Annotated in this window: 17 protein-coding genes; 6 read left to right on the top strand and 11 right to left on the bottom strand. The window is 37.8% G+C overall.

Annotated features, from left to right (window positions below):
• Positions 1-176 precede the first annotated feature (176 nt).
• Together EZ456_RS21525 and EZ456_RS21530 are read right to left on the bottom strand one after the other, a co-directional pair.
• Positions 177-866 (bottom strand): lycopene cyclase domain-containing protein, encoded by a 690-nt coding sequence (locus tag EZ456_RS21525; protein ID WP_131533733.1) that lies wholly within the window; start codon positions 864-866, stop codon positions 177-179.
• A gap of 1 nt (position 867) precedes the next feature.
• Complete coding sequence (locus tag EZ456_RS21530; protein ID WP_131533735.1) at positions 868-1398, bottom strand: hypothetical protein; 531 nt, start codon at positions 1396-1398, stop codon at positions 868-870.
• A 240-nt stretch (positions 1399-1638) separates the two neighbouring features.
• Between EZ456_RS21530 and EZ456_RS21535 the strand changes: the two genes are divergently transcribed.
• Positions 1639-3120 (top strand): phytoene desaturase family protein, encoded by a 1482-nt coding sequence (locus tag EZ456_RS21535; RefSeq protein WP_131533737.1) that lies wholly within the window; start codon positions 1639-1641, stop codon positions 3118-3120.
• 473 nt (positions 3121-3593) lie between these two features.
• On the opposite strand, the gene EZ456_RS21540 is transcribed toward EZ456_RS21535, so the two are convergent.
• The 4 genes from EZ456_RS21540 to EZ456_RS21555 form a co-directional block, all read right to left on the bottom strand.
• Positions 3594-4124: an RNA polymerase sigma factor gene (locus tag EZ456_RS21540; RefSeq protein WP_131533739.1), complete on the bottom strand. Its 531-nt coding sequence runs from the start codon at positions 4122-4124 to the stop codon at positions 3594-3596.
• A 129-nt stretch (positions 4125-4253) separates the two neighbouring features.
• Positions 4254-5270, bottom strand: a complete 1017-nt coding sequence (gene murB / locus EZ456_RS21545; protein WP_131533741.1) for a UDP-N-acetylmuramate dehydrogenase — start codon at positions 5268-5270, stop codon at positions 4254-4256.
• A gap of 40 nt (positions 5271-5310) precedes the next feature.
• Positions 5311-5757, bottom strand: coding sequence for a hypothetical protein (locus EZ456_RS21550; RefSeq protein ID WP_131533743.1), 447 nt, complete (start codon positions 5755-5757; stop codon positions 5311-5313).
• Between the two features lie 20 nt (positions 5758-5777).
• Positions 5778-6221 (bottom strand): sterol desaturase family protein, encoded by a 444-nt coding sequence (locus EZ456_RS21555; RefSeq protein WP_225876593.1) that lies wholly within the window; start codon positions 6219-6221, stop codon positions 5778-5780.
• Between the two features lie 166 nt (positions 6222-6387).
• On the opposite strand from EZ456_RS21555, the gene EZ456_RS21560 reads away from it, so the two are divergent.
• The 5 genes from EZ456_RS21560 (at position 6388) to EZ456_RS21580 (ending at position 13816) form a co-directional block, all read left to right on the top strand.
• A complete protein-coding gene (locus EZ456_RS21560; RefSeq protein ID WP_131533744.1) occupies positions 6388-6999 on the top strand; it encodes a TetR/AcrR family transcriptional regulator in 612 nt (203 codons plus the stop codon).
• A gap of 91 nt (positions 7000-7090) precedes the next feature.
• The gene (locus EZ456_RS21565) at positions 7091-8431 is read left to right on the top strand and encodes a TolC family protein (protein WP_131533746.1); all 1341 of its coding nucleotides are present in this window, start codon (positions 7091-7093) and stop codon (positions 8429-8431) included.
• A gap of 2 nt (positions 8432-8433) precedes the next feature.
• Positions 8434-9501 (top strand): efflux RND transporter periplasmic adaptor subunit, encoded by a 1068-nt coding sequence (locus EZ456_RS21570; protein ID WP_131533748.1) that lies wholly within the window; start codon positions 8434-8436, stop codon positions 9499-9501.
• A 65-nt stretch (positions 9502-9566) separates the two neighbouring features.
• Entirely contained in the window at positions 9567-12761 is a 3195-nt protein-coding gene (locus EZ456_RS21575; RefSeq protein ID WP_131533750.1) for an efflux RND transporter permease subunit, read from the top strand.
• Positions 12762-13012: 251 nt separating this feature from the next.
• Positions 13013-13816, top strand: coding sequence for a hypothetical protein (locus EZ456_RS21580; protein WP_131533752.1), 804 nt, complete (start codon positions 13013-13015; stop codon positions 13814-13816).
• 550 nt (positions 13817-14366) lie between these two features.
• On the opposite strand, the gene EZ456_RS21585 is transcribed toward EZ456_RS21580, so the two are convergent.
• From EZ456_RS21585 to EZ456_RS21605, 5 genes are all read right to left on the bottom strand, one after another.
• Positions 14367-15572: an MFS transporter gene (locus tag EZ456_RS21585; protein ID WP_225876594.1), complete on the bottom strand. Its 1206-nt coding sequence runs from the start codon at positions 15570-15572 to the stop codon at positions 14367-14369.
• A 110-nt stretch (positions 15573-15682) separates the two neighbouring features.
• Positions 15683-16336 carry a TenA family protein gene (locus EZ456_RS21590; RefSeq protein ID WP_131533753.1) on the bottom strand — a complete coding sequence of 218 codons (654 nt, stop codon included), beginning with the start codon at positions 16334-16336 and terminating at the stop codon, positions 15683-15685.
• Positions 16333-17166 carry a bifunctional hydroxymethylpyrimidine kinase/phosphomethylpyrimidine kinase gene (gene thiD / locus EZ456_RS21595; RefSeq protein WP_225876595.1) on the bottom strand — a complete coding sequence of 278 codons (834 nt, stop codon included), beginning with the start codon at positions 17164-17166 and terminating at the stop codon, positions 16333-16335. The genes EZ456_RS21590 and thiD overlap by 4 nt, the downstream gene beginning before the upstream one ends.
• A 199-nt stretch (positions 17167-17365) precedes the next feature.
• Positions 17366-17632 (bottom strand): hypothetical protein, encoded by a 267-nt coding sequence (locus EZ456_RS25430; RefSeq protein ID WP_131533755.1) that lies wholly within the window; start codon positions 17630-17632, stop codon positions 17366-17368.
• A gap of 25 nt (positions 17633-17657) precedes the next feature.
• Complete coding sequence (locus EZ456_RS21605) at positions 17658-19205, bottom strand: choice-of-anchor I family protein (RefSeq protein ID WP_131533757.1); 1548 nt, start codon at positions 19203-19205, stop codon at positions 17658-17660.
• Between the last annotated feature and the right edge of the window lie 249 nt (positions 19206-19454).

Below are 19454 nucleotides of genomic sequence, written 5' to 3' on the forward strand. Positions count from 1 at the left end.
GCGGCTAGTTGGCCACGACAGCATTTCATTTTTGAGGATGCAGGGTGCAAAAGCCATTGTTTCTAAACCCGATTGTAATGAATCCCGACGTTAAGTCGGGAGTAATGGAAAGCGGGACTGAACCCGCCAAGAGCTACTGAACATTCGTTTTCCAAAAAAAAATAAACAATTTTATTTTACGTTTGGCTTTCACCACCCTTGCTTTTAAAAACTTCGTACAGGTAAATATTCATTAGCAAAAGCCCCATTAAATAAAAATGATCTTCGAAAGGAATAGTACCCACTCTAAAACCAAGGTTTTGCTTATCGTTATACATCACCACGGGGATAGAGGTTAAAAACCCATTTACAATATAAAAAGGAATAAGCGAAACCAGGTAGGCCCTATAGAATTTGTACATAAACCTGAACTCCACATTTAGATATTCTACATAAGCCAGCACCATAAATAAAAAGCCAAAATTGATCAGCGTATACCACCTGTTATAACCAAAAAATAAAATGGCCACACAAAGTCCGAGGAACAGATTACTCAAGGCCAAACTATACTTCTGCAGATCGTTTTTGGGGAAATAGGCGTTTAAACATTCGTAAATAAACACACAGGCATAAGGAACGGTTAAAAAGAAGAGGATCTCTTCTAAAGGTAGCCCCAAAAGATTCACGCCAATAATGTAATCGGGATTAAAAGACCATACATTGAGTTTGGTAAACAGGATATCCCAAATTAAAAACACCAGGCCTGTAATTAATATTGAAGGCAATACAAACTTCCATTTGCTAAAAAAATGAACCTTTTTATCGAATGATAAAACAAAGGGAAAGAAAATTACAGCAAAATTGATAATTAGGTAGGTATAATTCATTCTACAGGTGTTTTGTCAAAATTTTAACTTCAGCTGGGGTGCATTTTTTACTGTCGATCATAAATTTAGCTACGTTTTTAACCAGTTCGCGATCGGCAAGACCAAAATTTTCATTTTGATAATGTTTAACAATCTCTTTTTTATCCTGAGCTAAATCTTTACTGAAACCGAGAAAGGAAGGTGTATAAAATTCAATCGAAAACCGCATAAAGCGGATCTCCATATTTTCCTTATCCATATTAATTGCTTTTTGCATGGTTTTGAGCGATCGGCTCACATACTTGATCTTGTTGTAGGGATTCCACGAGTGCTTGGCTTTAAGCGCCTCCAACGTTCCCATGTAACCGGTTATTAGGGCGGTTTTATTGGGCAGTTTGTTTAGCTTGGCAAATAACGAGTCAGTTAGCTTTGAGTTTTCTACCGCCTTAACCATATTAGTTTTTAATATCGCAATTTCTTGGGTAGATAACTGGGCGTAAGTAATATGGCTTGCTGCAAATAGCAGAAAAAATATAATGCGTAGTTTAATCATGAGATGTGACAAAGGTAAGAAATCTATCAAGAGTTCTCTTGGCAGATATTCACTCTTCAACATTAAGAAATTAAGGACATTAAGACAATCCATCTTAACTTTCTTAACTCCTTAATGGTAAAACATATACTTTATTAAGCACCTATACTCTACAGGCTTTAAAAATTCTTCGCCATGCTCAGAATAATAGAATATTAGAATAACAAAAACAAAACGCAATAAAATTCCTTTATTTACACCATGGAGAAAAAACCCACAGTTACCATTATTGGTGCCGGCTTTGCAGGTTTGGCTGCTGCAGCTTTATTGGCTAAAGATGGTTGTGATGTTACAGTTATCGAAAAAAACGAAATGGCCGGTGGCAGGGCACGGAGCTGGCAAAAAGACGGCTTTCTTTTCGATATGGGTCCGAGTTGGTACTGGATGCCAGATGTTTTCGAAAACTATTACAACTTATTCGGCAAAACTGCTTCTGATTTTTACACGCTAGAAAGATTAAATCCTTCTTATCGTATTTATTTTGGCAAACAGGATACGATTGATGTTCCAGCAACATTGGAAGATTTATATGCTTTATTTGAGAAGCTAGAACCAGGAAGCAGCAAAAACTTAAAACATTTTCTCGATCAGGCCAAATACAAATATGATGTGGGCATGAACGAGTATGTTTTTAAACCTTCGCATAGCGTAATGGAATATTTCGATCCGAGATTAGCCATTAGCGGCATTAAGCTACAACTTTTGGGGAATATGCGGAAACATGTGCACCATTTGTTCAAAAACGATTGGTTGAGGAAACTTTTAGAATTCCCGGTCTTATTTTTAGGAGCCACGCCACAAAACACCCCTGCCTTATACAGTTTGATGAACTATGCTGACCTTGTTTTAGGCACATGGTATCCTATGGGCGGTATGCACAAAATTGTGACGGCCATGCAGCACATAGCTGAAAGCGAGGGCGTGAAATTTATTTTCAATACGGAGGTAACCAAAATTGAAGTAAAAAACAACCTGGCAGAGTATGTAGTTACGAATAGGGGCAGCTTTAAAAGCGACTTTGTGGTGGGCAATGCCGATTATCACCATATAGATCAACACCTTTTTGATAAACCTTACCGTAATTACAGTGAAAAGTATTGGAATGAAAGGACCATGGCTCCATCCTGCCTTTTATTCTATGTTGGATTAAATAAAAAGCTAAACAACATATTACACCATAACTTATTCTTTGATGAAGATTTTGATCAACATGCCGAAGAAATCTATACCAATCCACAATGGCCATCAAAACCACTCTTTTATGCCTGTTGCCCATCGGTTACCGATCCAGGTGTTGCACCAGAAGGCTGCGAGAACCTTTTCTTTTTAATTCCAGTTGCTCCCGATTTAGCAGATAACGAAAGCAAAAGAGAAGAATACTTTAATTTACTGATCGAGCGCTTTAAAGATTTAACCGGAAACGATATTGCCGATAACATTTTGTTTAAACGCAGTTATGCCATGAACGATTTTGTAGCAGATTACCATGCTTTTAAAGGAAATGCGTATGGATTAGCAAACACTTTGAAACAGACGGCTTTTTTAAAACCGAAGATGAAAAGTAAGGTAACAAATTTTTTATATACCGGACAATTAACCGTTCCGGGGCCTGGTGTACCACCTGCAATCATCTCAGGGCAAGTGGTAGCAAAAGAAATAAAAAAAAAGTTAAAAAAAGCTTGACAAATTTAAAATTTCCCTTATCTTTATAACCACAAAACAAAAACACTGCATTAAAGCTTTAAAACACACAATCGTTCGGGCTTTGCATTTGTTTCGAAATAAGAGAGAAGGCGAATTGTTGAAAGAAAAAATAAGAATCAACTAACCAAATATATGATAAGCAAAAAGGCCTGAATTTTTCAGGCCTTTTGCTTTTTACGGTACTTTGTAAATAACTAGTTTCAAATCTGGCCTTCATTTCAGAATCCTTATCGAAAAGATGCTGAAATAAATCCGATAGCTATCGGATCAGTATGACGATCAATTTGAAAAATCAGCATGATCGGAATGGGGACTTGGTGGTTCGTCATCCCGGATTAATTCGGGATCGTAATAGAATATGCTTTAAGATTCCCACCTGCGTGGGAATGAAGTAGCTATAAACAAAAAAGGCCCAGATAAATCTGAGCCTCTAGTTTTTCGATGGATGTATCTTAAGCCACTTCTGATGTGGCAATTTCTTTCGAGTAAGTTTTCAAATATTTCTTAAGGATTCCTCTTGCTACGTGGATACGCGTTTTTACTGTCCCAATCGGAATAGCTAACATATCTGCAATTTCATGGTACTTATACCCCTCAAAATAACGGATAAAAGGAACATAATACTCCTCTGGTAATTGTGAAAGGGCTTTATCAATATCGCCCAGTACAAATTTACTCTCAGCCTGATTTTTAGTTGCGCTAAATGAAAGATTTGCAGAAGAAATATCCTCACTCTGCGTAATTAATGTATTAGTTTTCACCAATCGGCGATAGTTATTAATGAAAGTATTTTTCATGATGGTAAACAACCAACCTTTTAAATTCGTACCCTCTTTAAACTTATTGTAATAAGTGATCGCTTTCAGCATGGTATCCTGAACTAAATCATTTGCGTCTTCTGCGTCTTTAGTAAAATTTAAAGCATAAGATCTAAGCGATACCGAGTGATGATTAACCAGATGATTGAATTCAAATTTTGTCATGATATTTAGCTTTAGGTAGTAAAAAAAACAAATGAATTATTATCAATTCACTTAAACCTAAACAAACTTAGTACCAAAATTTTCTGGCACGGTGCCAAAAGCGTACAACCATGCAAGAGCAAGCTTTCGTCACAGAATATTTACTTCTCTTTCTAAAGTGACTCCAAAAGTAGACTTTACACTGTCTATAATCTGTTCAGAAAAATTATACACTTCTGTGCCAGTTGCATGTCCGTGGTTAACTAAAACCAAAGCCTGGTTTTTCCAGGTACCTGTTTGGCCGAGCACTTTACCCTTCCAGCCACATTGCTCAATTAACCAGCCTGCTGCCAATTTAATTTTATCATCAGCTGTAGGATAGTGTACCACATCAGGGTGTTTTGCCACAATATTGGCAAATTCATATTTTTCGATCACTGGATTTTTAAAGAAACTACCTGCGTTACCAATAGTAGACGGATCGGGCAATTTGCTTACACGGATATGCGATACAGCGGCAGAAACATCGGCAATATTCGGCTTTTCGATTCCCCTGTTCAACAACTCGGTTTCAATAGCACCATAGGAAGTATTAATTTTTGCTTCTGCCGACAAACGAAAAGTAACAGCCGTAATAATATACTGACCTTTCAGCTCACCTTTAAAAATACTTTCGCGGTAACCGAAGTGGCAATCATCATAACTAAAGGTTTTAATTTTTCCTCTTTTGATTTCAAATGCGGTACAACTTTCGAAAACGTCTTTAAGCTCTACACCATAAGCACCGATATTCTGTATGGGCGATGCACCAACCGTACCGGGGATCAGGCTTAAGTTTTCTACACCTGCAAAATGATGCCCAACACAGTAGTTTACAAAATCGTTCCATACTTCGCCAGCACCGGCAGTTACCAAAACTTTACCATCAATAATTTCGGATTGAATGCCTTTGATGCTGATTTTAACGACTAATCCGTTATAATCCTGAGTAAACAACACATTACTTCCCCCACCAATAACCAGGAGCTTTTGAGATTTTACGATCTCGTTTTTAAACAGCCTGGCCAAATCTGCTTCAGAAAATACCTCAGCAAAGTAGCTTGCCTTAACATCGATACCAAACGAATTATATGGTTTTAACGAAATATTTTCCTGGATTTGAAGCATGTTGATTTTGTGTTATGCTGCAAATTAAAATAAAAAATAGTTAAGGAACGATTTTGGTAATCCCCTTATCAAAATTAAAACTTAAAACTTCAGGTTTCTCTCCCTCAACAGCTACACCAGAAAGTTTCCAGCCAATAAAAGCGGGTTTCATTTTTGCAAGGTCTAAAAGGCGATATCTTTCTTCAGTGAGTTTAGCACTAATTAACCCTACGCTATCCGATTCTGCCTGACTCAAGTGCTCGATTTGACTTTCCAGTGCAGCTAAGGTAACATCCAACTCATTTCCTTTTTTTAGGCTATCGGCATAAGCCCGAGGAGAAATATTGTAAAGGCTATCTAATCTTGAACCGTTAAAATTCAGTTCCTGATTACTGTTTTCGTATTTAGACTCTACAAGTGCAATAGCGCGGTCTTTATCCGTCTTTTTGCCGCATGATGTGATTACAACTAGTGATAAAAGCACAAAAGCATAGTAAATTTTTCTCATGGCAGAGGTTAAAAAATATTTTAATCAATTTGTATTAAGTTTTTCCGCACAAACAACAGCCCAAAGGCCTTTCCTTTTTCCTTCCCTCTATTTTTATGGTGAATTTTATGCGCTTTCCGTACAGCCTGCAAATAGGTGTTATTACTTTTGAAAGTTTTAAAACGCCTATGCACAAACCAATCATGCACTACAAAATAAATCATGCCATATAAGCTAATGCCTAAACCAACAAAAAATCGATAATTTAAACTATCTCGATCTACATACATTAAAAATAAGGATACCGTAGCAAAAAGAACAGCGAACAAATCGTTCCATTCGAAAAATGATTTTGCCTTTTGGTGGTGACTTTTATGCATAAACCATAGTGGCCCATGGAATAAATACTTGTGTATAAACCAAGACAAACACTCCATTGAAATAATGGTAAAGAGTACAATAATGATGTTGATTAATACTGACAAGTTTCTAAATGATTGGTTTGTAAAGATATATAAACAGACCGAGAATCAAAATTGTGTCATAAAACTGTAAGCTTAACGCGCTTTTTAATAAACCTTTCATGACAAATCATTTTTTAGCACTATTTTTGACTAAAATATTAAAAAAGTCAGAAAGTAGAAAAGTAAAATGATTGTAGCCGATAAAAAGAGAGAGCAAATTATTGATGGTGCTATAAAACGCTTTATCCATTTTGGTATTGGTAAAACCACAATGAATGATATAGCAGAAGACCTTTCTGTTTCCAAACCATCGCTTTATTATTATTTCCCAGATAAGAAGCATTTAATTATTGGAGTGATAGAAAGGGTATTTAACGACTTCTTTGAGTTGATCAAAAAGAAATACAATCCCGATCAGCCTTTAGAAGACATCCTTTTCAGTACGATAGAAGTGAGGAACACTTTCTTCCAAAAATATTACATGTTAAGGATTACCGAAGGTATTCCTGATCTGTTAAACGATGATATAATAAAAGGCAAGTTACAAGCCCTTAAAGGCTCTGAGAAAGAATTCTTTGCAGAAATTTTTACTCAGGCCAAAACAAAAGGAGAAATAGAGCACGATGATACTGCCCACGTTGCAGAACTTTATCTGGAAAGTTTGATGGGCCTTTGCACGATGTGCATTATGGAAACAGGCAAAGATCTTTTCCCGGATAAAAAAGCATTTAACAGAATGACGCTGAAACAAAAAAACCTCACTACCATATTTGTAAGAGGTTTAAGATGTTCAGAATGAAATACTACGGCCGAAACATTGATAAAACCAATTGTAAACGGGCCACAAATTTTAAATAGATAAGAACCCAAAAACAAAAAAACAATACATTATGCTTAGAGTAAAAATGGTAAAATTAATGCTCATACTTATTATCGGCTCGGCTTTACCGCAGTTGGTAGTTGCTCAGCAGCAAGTTACCTTAAAAGATGCGCTAACCTATGCGCTCCAAAACAACACCAAGATTCGAAACTCGAAACTGGATATTGAAGGCGGAAGATACAAGGTAGAGGAAGTTAGGGCGCAGGCCTTACCTCAATTAACAGGAAATGTTGGTTTAACATACAACCCTATTATTGGCCAATTGGTTGCTAATTTCGGCGGACAGACACAGGCGATCAAATTAGGCCAGAACTGGAATTCGACAGCAGGTGTTCAGCTTTCGCAACAATTGTTTAACCAACAGGTTTTTACAGGCTTGCAAGCGGCAAGATCCAGTGAGGAATATTACAACCTTACTTCGAAATTAACAGAAGAGCAGATTATCGAACTGGTTGCCAACAACTATTACCAAGTATTGGTAAATAGGCAGCAGTTAAATGTAATCGATACCAACATCAAAAATGTGAATATTGTAGAAAAAATTGTCTCAAACCAGTTTAAAAATGGTTTGGCCAGGAAAATCGATGTTGACCGTATTACTGTAAATTTAACTAACCTGAATACACAACGCGAGCAGGTGATCAATGCCATTACCCAATTGGAGAATCAGTTAAAATTCTCGATGGGTATGCCGGTTTCTACGCCGATCAGCTTACCTTTTACCGAATTAACAGAGGTAACTACCTTACCTGTATTTACAGATTCTATCGATCTGGCAAACAGAACAGAGGTTAAACTTTTGGATAATCAGGATAAACTTCTATCACTGCAAAGAAAGGCATACGTTGCTGAATATTATCCATCTCTGGCTTTAACAGGTAATTATACCTACTCGAGCCAAAGTGATGGCTTCGATTTCTTAAAATCTAATGCTGCTGCAATTGGATATGGTGCATCGGCGGTTGGTTTAACTTTAAAAGTGCCAATTTTTAATGGCTTTTTAACACGTTCAAAAATTCGCCAGGCAGATGTGGATATTAAAAAAGCAAGAGAGAGCAGAAAAGAATCTGTAAACTCGTTAAACCTGGCTTATGAGAACGCGAAAATCCAATTGCGGAACAACATCAACACTATTAAATCGCAACGTAAAAATGCGGATTTAGCCCAGGAAATTTACAAAAGCACACAAAACAATTATAACAATGGCTTAGCTTCTTTAACCGATCTTCTGGATACAGAAAATGCACTTACTGAGGCACAGAACAGCTATACACAGGCTTTATTGAATTACAAAATAGCCGAAATACAATTAATAAAATCAAACGGAAATATTAAATCGCTAGTACAATAGAAATGAAAAGAGTAATTACCATAATTATCGTAATTGTTATTGCCCTTGGTGCAATAGCTTATGTTTTAAGCAACAATAAAAAGAAGAACGAAGAAAAAACTGCTTTCATTGCTAAAGGTGGTGGTGCTGTTGCCGTTCGTGTTGCAGAAGTAGAAAGAAAAGCTGTGAATTTAGATTTCAGTGCAAACGGAAACTTTATTCCTAAACAAGAACTTAACTTCTTATCAGAAAATGCAGGTCGTGTTACTGCTATTTATGTTGATGAAGGTGACCGCGTAAGTAAAGGGCAGGTTTTAGCCCGTGTTGATGCCGAAATTATCAATACAGATAGAGAAACTGCTGAGGCTACCTACCAAAATGCGGTAAGGGATGAGGCCAGATACCAAAGCTCATTCTCAACTGGCGGGGTTACCCAACAGCAGTTAGATCAGGCTAAGTTGGCGACAAGAAATGCAAAGTTTCGCTTACAGGCTTCACAAAGGAGATTAAGTGATGCCAACATTAAATCGCCTATTAGCGGTATCGTAAACAAAAGATACATCGAAGTTGGTGCTTTTGTTAATACTCAGGGTACGCAATTGTTCGAGTTGGTTGATGTTTCTAAATTAAAACTAAAAGTAAACGTTAACGAATCGCAGGTTGCTAATCTTAAAATCGGCGATCAGATCGAGATTAAATCTTCGGTTTTCCCAACTGATAATTTCTCCGGAAAAGTAACTTTCATCGCTGCTAAAGCCGATGCAACCTTAAACTTCCCGATTGAAATTGAAGTAGAGAACAGTCACAAAAACACTTTAAAAGCGGGTATGTACGGTACTGCGGTATTTAAGTTCCCTAAACAGGCGCCAAGCATCCTTATTCCACGTACATCGTTTGTGGGTAGTGTGAGCAGCAACCAGGTTTTTGTATTGGATAAAGCTAACAATACCTCTAAAACACGTAATGTGGTAGCTGGTCGTATTTTAGGAGACAATGTGGAGATTCTTGATGGCTTAAAAGAAGGTGAGACTGTAATTATCAGTGGTCAGATTAATTTAGCTGAAGGTACTGCAGTAAGTATCGTAAAATAAGTTAGAAAGATTTATTCGGCTTTAAAAACGCGATACGCCAATCGCAAAACGCAATACTAATTAAAATGAAGATAACAGATATATCTATAAAAAGGCCTTCGCTGGTGATTGTGGTGTTTACCGCATTAACCTTGCTTGGGCTACTAAGTTACTTTTCGTTGGGTTATGAATTACTTCCAAAATTCTCTAACAACGTAGTATCTATTTCGACCATCTACCCTGGTGCTTCACCAAATGAGGTTGAAAATACCGTAACCAAAAAGATTGAGGATGCGGTATCATCGATGGAAAACATTAAAAAGATCAACTCTGTATCGTTCGAGAGTTTATCAACGGTTACCATTACCTTAACAGATAAGGCCAACATCGATATTTCATTGAATGATGCGCAACGTAAAGTAAATGCCATTCTTTCTAATTTACCTGAAGATGTAAAAACACCATCTTTAAGTAAATTCTCTTTAGATGATTTACCGGTTATTACGATGACTGCATCTGCAAACATGGATGATATAACCTTTTACGATTTAATTGATAAACGTATTGCTCCGGTTATTTCAAGGGTTACGGGTGTTGCTCAGGTTAACTTAATTGGTGGTTCAGAACGTGAAATCCAGGTTTCGCTAGATGCTGACAAGTTACAAGGTTACAATCTTTCTGTACCTCAGGTGCAGCAACTAATTTTAAGTTCTAACTTAGATTTCCCTACCGGAAGTGTTAAAACACAAAATCAGGATGTTTTAATTCGTTTATCGGGTAAATACAGAAGTATTGAAGAATTAAGAAATCTGGTTTTAACCACTTCGAAAGATGGTGCGCAGATCCGTTTGGGTGATATAGCCGATGTTCAGGATTCGAAAAAAGAAACCGAAAAACTGGCACGTGTTGATCGTAAAGCATCCATCGCAATCCAGATTATCAAACAAAGTGATGCAAATGCAGTAGAGGTAAGTAAAGGTACACATGCCATTATTGCTAAACTTAAAGATGAATATAAAGCCAATAATCTCGACATTAAAATTGTAAACGACAGTTCGATTTTCACACTAGAATCTGCAGATGCCGTTATCCACGATTTAATCCTTGCGGTTGTTTTGGTGGCTTTCGTAATGCTTTTCTTCCTGCACAGTTTACGTAATGCGTTAATTGTAATGGTATCCATCCCAGCATCATTAATTGCTACGTTTATTGGGATCAGCTTATTTGGTTTCACCTTAAACCTAATGTCATTACTAGGACTGTCCCTGGTGGTAGGTATCCTGGTGGATGATGCCATTGTGGTATTGGAGAATATCCAGCGACACATGGAGATGGGTAAAAACAAAGTAAGGGCTGCCTCTGATGCAACACGTGAAATTGGATTTACGGTAGTATCTATTACCTTGGTAATTGTGGTGGTATTCTTCCCTATCGCAATCAGCTCGGGCTTGGTATCTAATATTCTACGTCAGTTCTGTGTGGTGGTAATTATTGCAACATTACTTTCATTGGTGGCTTCATTCACTATTGTTCCGTTACTTTTCTCACGTTTTGGAAAGTTAGAGCATATAGAAGGCAAAAACATGTTTGGGCGATTTATTTTATGGTTCGAAAAACAGCTTAAAAAATTCACGATTTGGATTACCAGCATTTTAACATGGTCTTTAAACCATAAAAGACGTACCATTTTAGCAGTAGTCGTATTATTCGTTGCTGCAATGTGGTTAGCCGGAGCAGGTTTTATTGGATCGGAGTTTTTCCCTAAATCTGATAAAGGCGAGTTCTTAATCCAAATAGAATTACCTAAGGATGCTCCGTTAGAGCAAACCAACTTCTTTACCCAAAGAGCAGAGGCTTACTTAAGTAAACAACCTGAAATTATCCAGTTAATTACTACAGTAGGTCAGGCGAGTGGCGATTTCGGTGGAACCCAGGCAACAGCATACAAATCAGAGATTAATGTGAAACTGGTTGAGCGGGATAAACGCGAAGGCATGTCTTCAGATATTTTTGCCACAAAAATGAGTCGTGCTTTGGCAAAAGAATTAGTTGGAGCTAAAGTTAAAACCGTTCCGATCAGTATTTTGGGCATTGCTGAAAATGCGCCTATCAGCTTGGTGGTAATGGGTTCTAACTTGGATAGTGCTCTAAAATATGCCGAAGGTGCTCAAAAGGTGCTTAGAACAATTCCTGGAGCTACGGAGATTAAATTATCGGTAGAAAAAGGAACACCTGAGATTAATGTTCAGGTAGACCGCGATAAGATGTCGGCAGTTGGCTTAACGCTACAAACTGTTGGTTCTACCATGCAAACTGCATTTGCGGGTAATACCGATGGTAAATATAGAAAAGGCGAGTACGAATACGACATTAATATTCAATATCAGGATTTTAACAGAAAAAATATTGATGATGTGCGCAACCTGATTTTTGTAAACGCTGAAGGCAAACAGATTAAGTTATCGCAATTTGCAAATATTACCGAAGGTTCAGGCCCGAGTCAGTTGGAACGCTTAAACAAATCGACATCTGTATCCGTTCAAGCACAATCAATCGGTAGACCAACAGGAACCGTGGTTGCTGAGTTCCAGGCGAAACTGGAAGAAATGCAAAAAAATGGTAAACTAAAAGCGCCAATCGGCGTAAGCTATACCTGGGCTGGAGATCAGGAAAACCAAAGTGAAGGTTTTGGTACTTTAGGTATTGCTTTATTGGCTTCAATTATTTTGGTATACCTGATTATGGTAGCACTTTATGATAGTTTTGTTTACCCTTTTGTGGTGATGTTCTCGTTACCGCTGGCTTTAATCGGAGCTTTCTTAGCATTGGCCTTAACCAATAACTCAATCGGTATTTTTACCATTTTAGGTTTTATTATGCTAATGGGTTTAGTAGCCAAGAATGCGATCATTTTGGTCGATTTCACCAACCATATGAAAGCTGAAGGAAAATCTACCATAGAAGCGCTAATTCTGGCTAACCATGCACGTTTACGCCCGATTTTGATGACCACTATTGCCATGATATTTGGTATGCTTCCAATTGCATTAGCAAGTGGTGCAGGTGCCGAATGGAAAAATGGTTTGGCATGGGTTATCGTAGGTGGATTAACCAGTTCATTATTCTTAACCCTGATCGTTGTACCGGTAGTTTACTTAATTTTCGATATTATGTTGGATAAGTTAGGTTTCAACAAAAAAGTTAAAACAATCGATGAGCTGATGGTAGAACCATACGACCACAAAGATGTGCTCGAATATGATGTGGATCTAAAACATTAATAAATATCCAGATTAACAATCAATTAGCCCCGACCCCAAATCGGGGCTTTTTTGTTGAGTTCCAAACGTAACACGCCGCCATGGTTCGTGTCCCCACGAACCACCACTATTTATATGAAGTTTTATCCAAGAAGTCTAGTTTAAACGGACAAAGTGCTAGTGGAAACTTGACTTCTTTTTAAATGCTGCGCAGATAATTATACAATGTTGTCTTCAAACAAATTATGTTACAACATTGTATATTAGGCATTATGTTTAAATTCATTTTTAGCCTATTCCTGATCTGCTCTTCCCTTTTGGTTAATGCTCAACACCCTCCTGTTTTTCCGGCGATGACTACAGATTCGAGCTCTATTAAGCTCTATAACCTAGACATCACCCTGGTAAAATACAGTTACAAACCTAATGGCATTAAATTTTTAGTCGTACATGATAATGAAGATACCGGTGTAAAAGCAGGCTTTGATTATATTCGTTGGAGCGGCGGCGAACTCATCGACAGTCAATATGGTGGTGTAAGAGATTATTATTTCACCTATATGGATGATCAATATCGTATAGATCCTAACGCCATTTATACCGAAGTAGGTGTAAAAACACGGTTAAAAAAAGATTTTTTCAGCTCTAATGAAGTTGAAAAAGCGATACTTAATGCGGGCAAACAAATAGTGGATTTTTACGACCCAAAAGCTACAGGTTATTTTTTAACGCTGCATAACAATGCTGATGGTGGTTTTGGTATTTCTTCTTATTTGCCAGGATATGATTTAGCCAGCACGGCCGATTCGGTTTATATTAACTTCCAGATGGATGGCGATGATCTTGTTTACGTAACCGAGCCCAGGTTATTCAAGAGCCTAAAAAAAGCGAATGTGAATGTAATTCTCCAATCTAAATTTGTTTCCAACGATGGCTCTCTTTCGGTTTACGCCATGCAGAATAATATTCCTTATATTAATGTTGAAGTACAACATGGGCATCAGGAAGAAAATTTAAGGTTAATCGAACTGGCTATTGCAGCCCTAAAAGAACATGGATTGGTGAAGAAAGAATAGGACAAAAGTAGTAATCGTTACCCTGTAGCTACGACTGCACTCGAAATGAAAATGATTGTTTTAAAATTAGGAAATGATTGGCCTGTGGTTCTTGGAGGGCACCAGTCCCGCTTTATGCTTTATCCCGATCAAAAAATCGGGATGTTCGCTCCAATCGGGTTTACGAACAAGGGTTTGTGCACCCTGCAACCCCAAAAATGAAATACTGTTTAGGCCCATTAGCCCCGGTTGAAGCGTTACCCAATGTTATTAAGTTAAGCATACGAGTTGTCAGTCTGAGCCTGTCGAAGACCTTTGCTAGTCGAAAACAAAAAAATATTTGTCCTTCGACAGGCTCAGGATGACAATATTTTTTGCTTTCTCTTTAACTTAATGACATTGAGCATTACCCTGCAGCAACGAGTTACGAGGAAGCGAAGCGTAAAACGGAAAGGAACTTTCCGCTATGCACAAGCGGCGCGCTCCAAATATTGAATACATTTTTATTTAAAAATGAAAGCCCTGCTATACCTCTCTGTTAATCAATTCAAATCGTTAAGCCGATCCCAGTCTAGTTTATCGCTTTTATTTTTGTGATCAGGAAAGTAATCAGCAAACCAAAAACAGAAATTATCCCGAAAGAATAACGCAGGCTTGATAGTTGCGAAACATAACCTATTAATGGCGGGCCAAACAAAAATGCAAAATAACCGATACTCGAAACCATGGTTATGGCTTTACCAGCAGGTACTTTTTTATTGTTACCGGCAATGCTATATACCATTGGTACAATACTCGAAACACCCAGACCAATAAGCATAAAGCCAAAAATGGCAACAATTACGTTTGGAAATATTACGGCAAGCGCCATGCCTATCGATATAATGGCGCCACTGATTTGCAGGAGATTTTTCCGCCCGAATTTACCGATTAAAAACACCCCTAAAAATCTTCCGCTTGCCATCATAAACATGAATGATGCATAACCAATAATTGCCTTATTATGAGGTAATTTCACAACATCTTCAAAATAAATAGCACTCCAATCGAACATTGTCCCTTCGGTGGCCATACTACAAAATGCGATAACGCCTAACAATACTAAAATACCCTGCGGCATGGTAAAAAACTTTGTTTTCTCTACTACAGCATCTGGTTTATTATAGTTTAGCAACTTTTTCCAGTTAAGTGCAACATTGCTTAAGGATATCAGCGCAATAATCCAGAAATGGGTATACATGCCTAATTTTAGGTTAACCAATCCAAGGGCAATTAAAGCCCCGGCTAAATTACCAATACTCCAAGCCCCATGGAAAGAACTCATAATGGGTTTACCGTAATAATTTTCACCTGCGACACCTTGTGTGTTTAATGCAATATTACAAAGGTTACCGGTTATACCAAACAGTACCAAAAAAGCAGCCAACTGCCAACCAGTGGTGGCTAATGCTAAAAAAGTTAATGCAATTGCATAAAGTGGCGCAGTCGCCACAAGCATTTTCTTACTGCCAAAATGAGTGGTTAATTTTGCCGAAAAAAACATTGTAATAATCTGCCCTGCAGGCAATGCAAATAGAATAGATCCTAATTCTGCATCATTTAAACCCATCGAAGCTTTAAAAGTGGGTATCCTGCTGGCCCAACTTGCAAAACAGACTCCTTGCATAAAGTAAAAGGCAGATATGGCAAAACGTACTTGTTTTGGAGAGCTTTGTGCTAATACAGGTTTATCTTCTTGTTTTCTTAATATCCCCTGTTCTTGCGTACTGTCTTCCAAAATGATGTGTTAAATTATAGATCGAACTGCAAAGTTCCTTAAATCAATTGGAAATACCGACAATTTTTTAACATTTTATCAAAATATTTACAGCCAACCGGGTTAAAATCTTAGATTTTCCATTTTTCCAGTTCATAAGCACTATCCCAAAACATCCATTCTAAACGGGTTGCCATTTTAAAAACAGACAGCATTTTTTGTTGAGTTGCTGCATTACACTGCGCTGCCAGTTGATCGGCAATATTGATCGCTTTTTCTACTGCTAAAGCAAATTCGACGCCCGCATACATATCGATCCACCTTTTATAAGGATTCTGATCGCCATTTTGCTGCGCAAAAATATGATCGCCCACTGCCTTATAGATCCAGAAGCATGGCAAAACAGCGGCTACTGCAACTTCTACATTGGCATACGCGGCCTGACTGAGGATATAATTGGTATACAAAAGTGTAGATGGGGTGGGTTGCACTTCGTTAGCTAAACCAAATTCTACAAAATAACTTTCGTGCAAACTACGTTCGGCAAAAATTGCACCAGTAGAAAATCCGGCAAAAGCCATCACCAAATCTGCATCTTGCATTCGGCTACTAATCGTACTTAAAGTTCTGCCAAACTCCAAAAGGTAGTAAGCATCTTGAGCCAAATAAAAGATAAACTTTTCTGCGGGTAAGGTGCCATTACTTAATTCGGTATTGAAAGGCATTTCTAAAATTTTGGCATAAATTGGTTTTACGCTGTCCCATGCCTGTTCGCTCCACTTCATTGAATGATTAATTTTAAAGGTTCGAAAAAGTGGTTTAATGGGCCGTTGCCCTTGCCGGTTTTTACTTCGCTACCAGTTTTTAACGCTTCACTGATATAGTTTTTTGCATTTTTAATTGCGACTAGTAAAGCATTACCCTTAGCCATTTCGGCAGCAATGGCAGAAGAAAGCGTACAACCTGTTCCATGTAGATTTTCAGAAGCAATAAAGGCACTTTCTAATATAACGGGAGCATCGTTTTCAGCAATAAAGACGTCGTAAATGATTGGCCCGATTAAATGCCCTCCTTTTATTAAAACGGCTTTCGCCCCTTTTCCTATAATTTTTCTACCCGCAGCAATCATGTCATCGAGGTTATGAATCTCTTGCCCCGAAAGGATAATCGCCTCATCTATATTTGGGGTAACCAGTGTTACCAGCGGGAATAATTTTTCAACCAATTGGGTAACCGTATCAGCTTCGATCAACCTATCGCCGCTGGTGGCTACCATAACAGGATCTAAAATAATGGGGACGTATTGATTATAAATTTTTAATTCCTTTTCAATTACCTGCACCACTTGGGCACGATTAATCATTCCGATTTTAATAGCTACGGGCACTATATCTTCTAATACAGCTTGTAACTGATCTTTAATAATTTCGGCTGGAATGCCATGCACCGACCGCACGCCCATTGTATTTTGTGCTGTTACTGCCGTAATTACCGAGGTACCAAAGCAACCCAAAGCAGAAAAGGTTTTTAAATCGGCCTGAATGCCTGCACCGCCTCCACTATCTGAACCCGCTATTGTTAATACATTAATATAATTCATTGCTAAAGACTTCATTTTGTTATACAACTTCAGGAGTCTTCAAATGCAGGATGCATTATACGCAATTTTTGCAGACAAACTAATTTCCTACGCCGGCATTATCCGGATCAGGTTCATTTATATGGCATAGGGTGTAAGGTTTAGGGCATAGGATTTCACCTTCCGCCTTTTACCTTTTACTTTAACCTATAAAATGGGTATGTTCTCAGCCAACTTATTTTGAAGGCACCCCTAAAGTTTTATTTTGTATCGCAATATAGGACTTAATTTTTAGAGCCTGTTTAAAAATGATATAGTTTTTTACTTGGCAAAAATATAGTGCAGTCCCGAATTTTCGGGAGAGAGATCTTTTAAAGAAGATTGATGTATCGCCTTTCGTAGATTTCTCAATTTCGCCACCGATGAAAAACCGGCGGGCTTCAGTCGAAATGACGACAAGAGAAAAAACAAAAAACCCCGATTTCGCATCGGGGTTAAACATAATAATTAATAAAGGGATAGAGAGACTATATTTTATCGGGCTGAAAGAACTTCACTGTTCCGTCTGCTTCGTTTGAAACAATTAACAAACTTCTTCCATTTGGGCTATCTTTTGGCTTAACAAATAGCAAACCTTCAGGGGCGTCGCCTGTAGCGAACAATTGCACAAATTTTGGTGCTGTTGGAATGGTTAAATCATAAATAGCAATCATATCTGCACGTTCCATACCAATAAAAGCTAAGGTTTGCCCATTTACCTGGGCAACGACTACACTTTCTACCTCTACACCTTTATTATCAGAACGGTCATCATCATATTTACCTGCATCAATTACATGTTGCTCTAAGTCTTTACCGATGTTAGCTACCAAAGCGCCGGTATTTGCATTAATAATGCTTACACTTCTTCCCCCTGTTGAGTATAATTCCTGATATACTTTGTTGGCTCCAACTAAAGTATAACCAACGGTATTTGTTACTGTAAGCCTACCTAAATTGGCATCTAACTGTAGCGTTGCAGCGTTAGGGAATTTAATCGGGTCTAAAACAAGATCTTTTACACGTACTTCTTCTTTTGCATCTTTTGGTGTATAATCTTGCCTGGTATCGCCTTCGTTGGCTAAAGCCAGGTAGGCAGTACCGCCAGCAGTAAAATACGAAATTGCATCTGGCAGATAAAAAGCTTTGATTGGCCAAGTGCCTAAAACTTTTTTACTGTCTTTATCGCTTACATCAAAAGCATTGTCGGCTAGACTGATATCTCTAGTGCCTAACGGATTTATTTTAGTAATTGTTCCTGCAACAATATCTACCTCGGCAACGCCGTTGTTTTCTTGTAAGGTAACGTATGCTTTTTTAGAATCAGCGCTTACTGCAATATATTCGGGTTCGATATCTTGTGTAAAACTCGCATTTAAACCATAAATCCTGAATCCACCCGAAAGCAAAGTTGCTTTTTGTGTTTCAAAAGCGGCGAAATCTAATGTTTTAACCGAATAATTATCTTTTATATTGATGATGGAGATGGTTCCTTTTGGATCAACCGTATAAGCAAGACTTGGTTCACCTTCGTTAGCTGATAAAATGTAATTTCCATCTGGACTGAAAGTAACCATATCGGGCATGGCACCTACGGTGATTTTTTTAACTTCTTCTAAAGTTGACGTTTTTAATACTACTACATCGCCATTCCCTTGTTTATCTGAACCATCTAAAGCGATTGCCAATAAACCATTACTTACCGCTACGCTATTAATACCAGCATTACTTGCAAAGGTTAAGGTCTGCAATTTTGTAACAGTTGGATATTTGCTCATATCAACTACATCAACTTTGGTGCCTCCATCATTGCTTACTACAAATAATCTTTTTGTTAATGGGTCGTATGCAGAAATTTCTGAAGCAAATTCTCCACCTAAATCAATGGAAGCAGTTTCTTTAAAGCTGTCGATTTTTTCAGGAACGATAGCTTCTACTGGAGGATCTACAATCGGATCATCAGTTGGATCTTTTTTGCAGGCAGTAAATGCCAACGACGCAATAAGGATTGCACCAAATAGTTTTTTACAGTTCATGGTTTATTTAATATCTGAACCGCAAAAATAGAGGCGCATAACGTTAATTTTTAGGCGTTGTTTGTTATCATTTTATTAAGAAAATATAAAGACCAATGCAAAAAGATTAAAGCTACCAGACTAAAGTAAAAAAGCCGACAATTTCTTATCGGCTTTAGGTTTTTGCATGAGGGATAGGAGTGTAAATCTCCCGATTTATCGGGAATTAACGTATAGCCCGACCCTTGCGCAGCTTGGGGCATGCCCAAA

Source organism: Pedobacter psychrodurus (genome assembly GCF_004331735.1).
Taxonomy (GTDB): Bacteria; Bacteroidota; Bacteroidia; order Sphingobacteriales; family Sphingobacteriaceae; genus Pedobacter; species Pedobacter psychrodurus.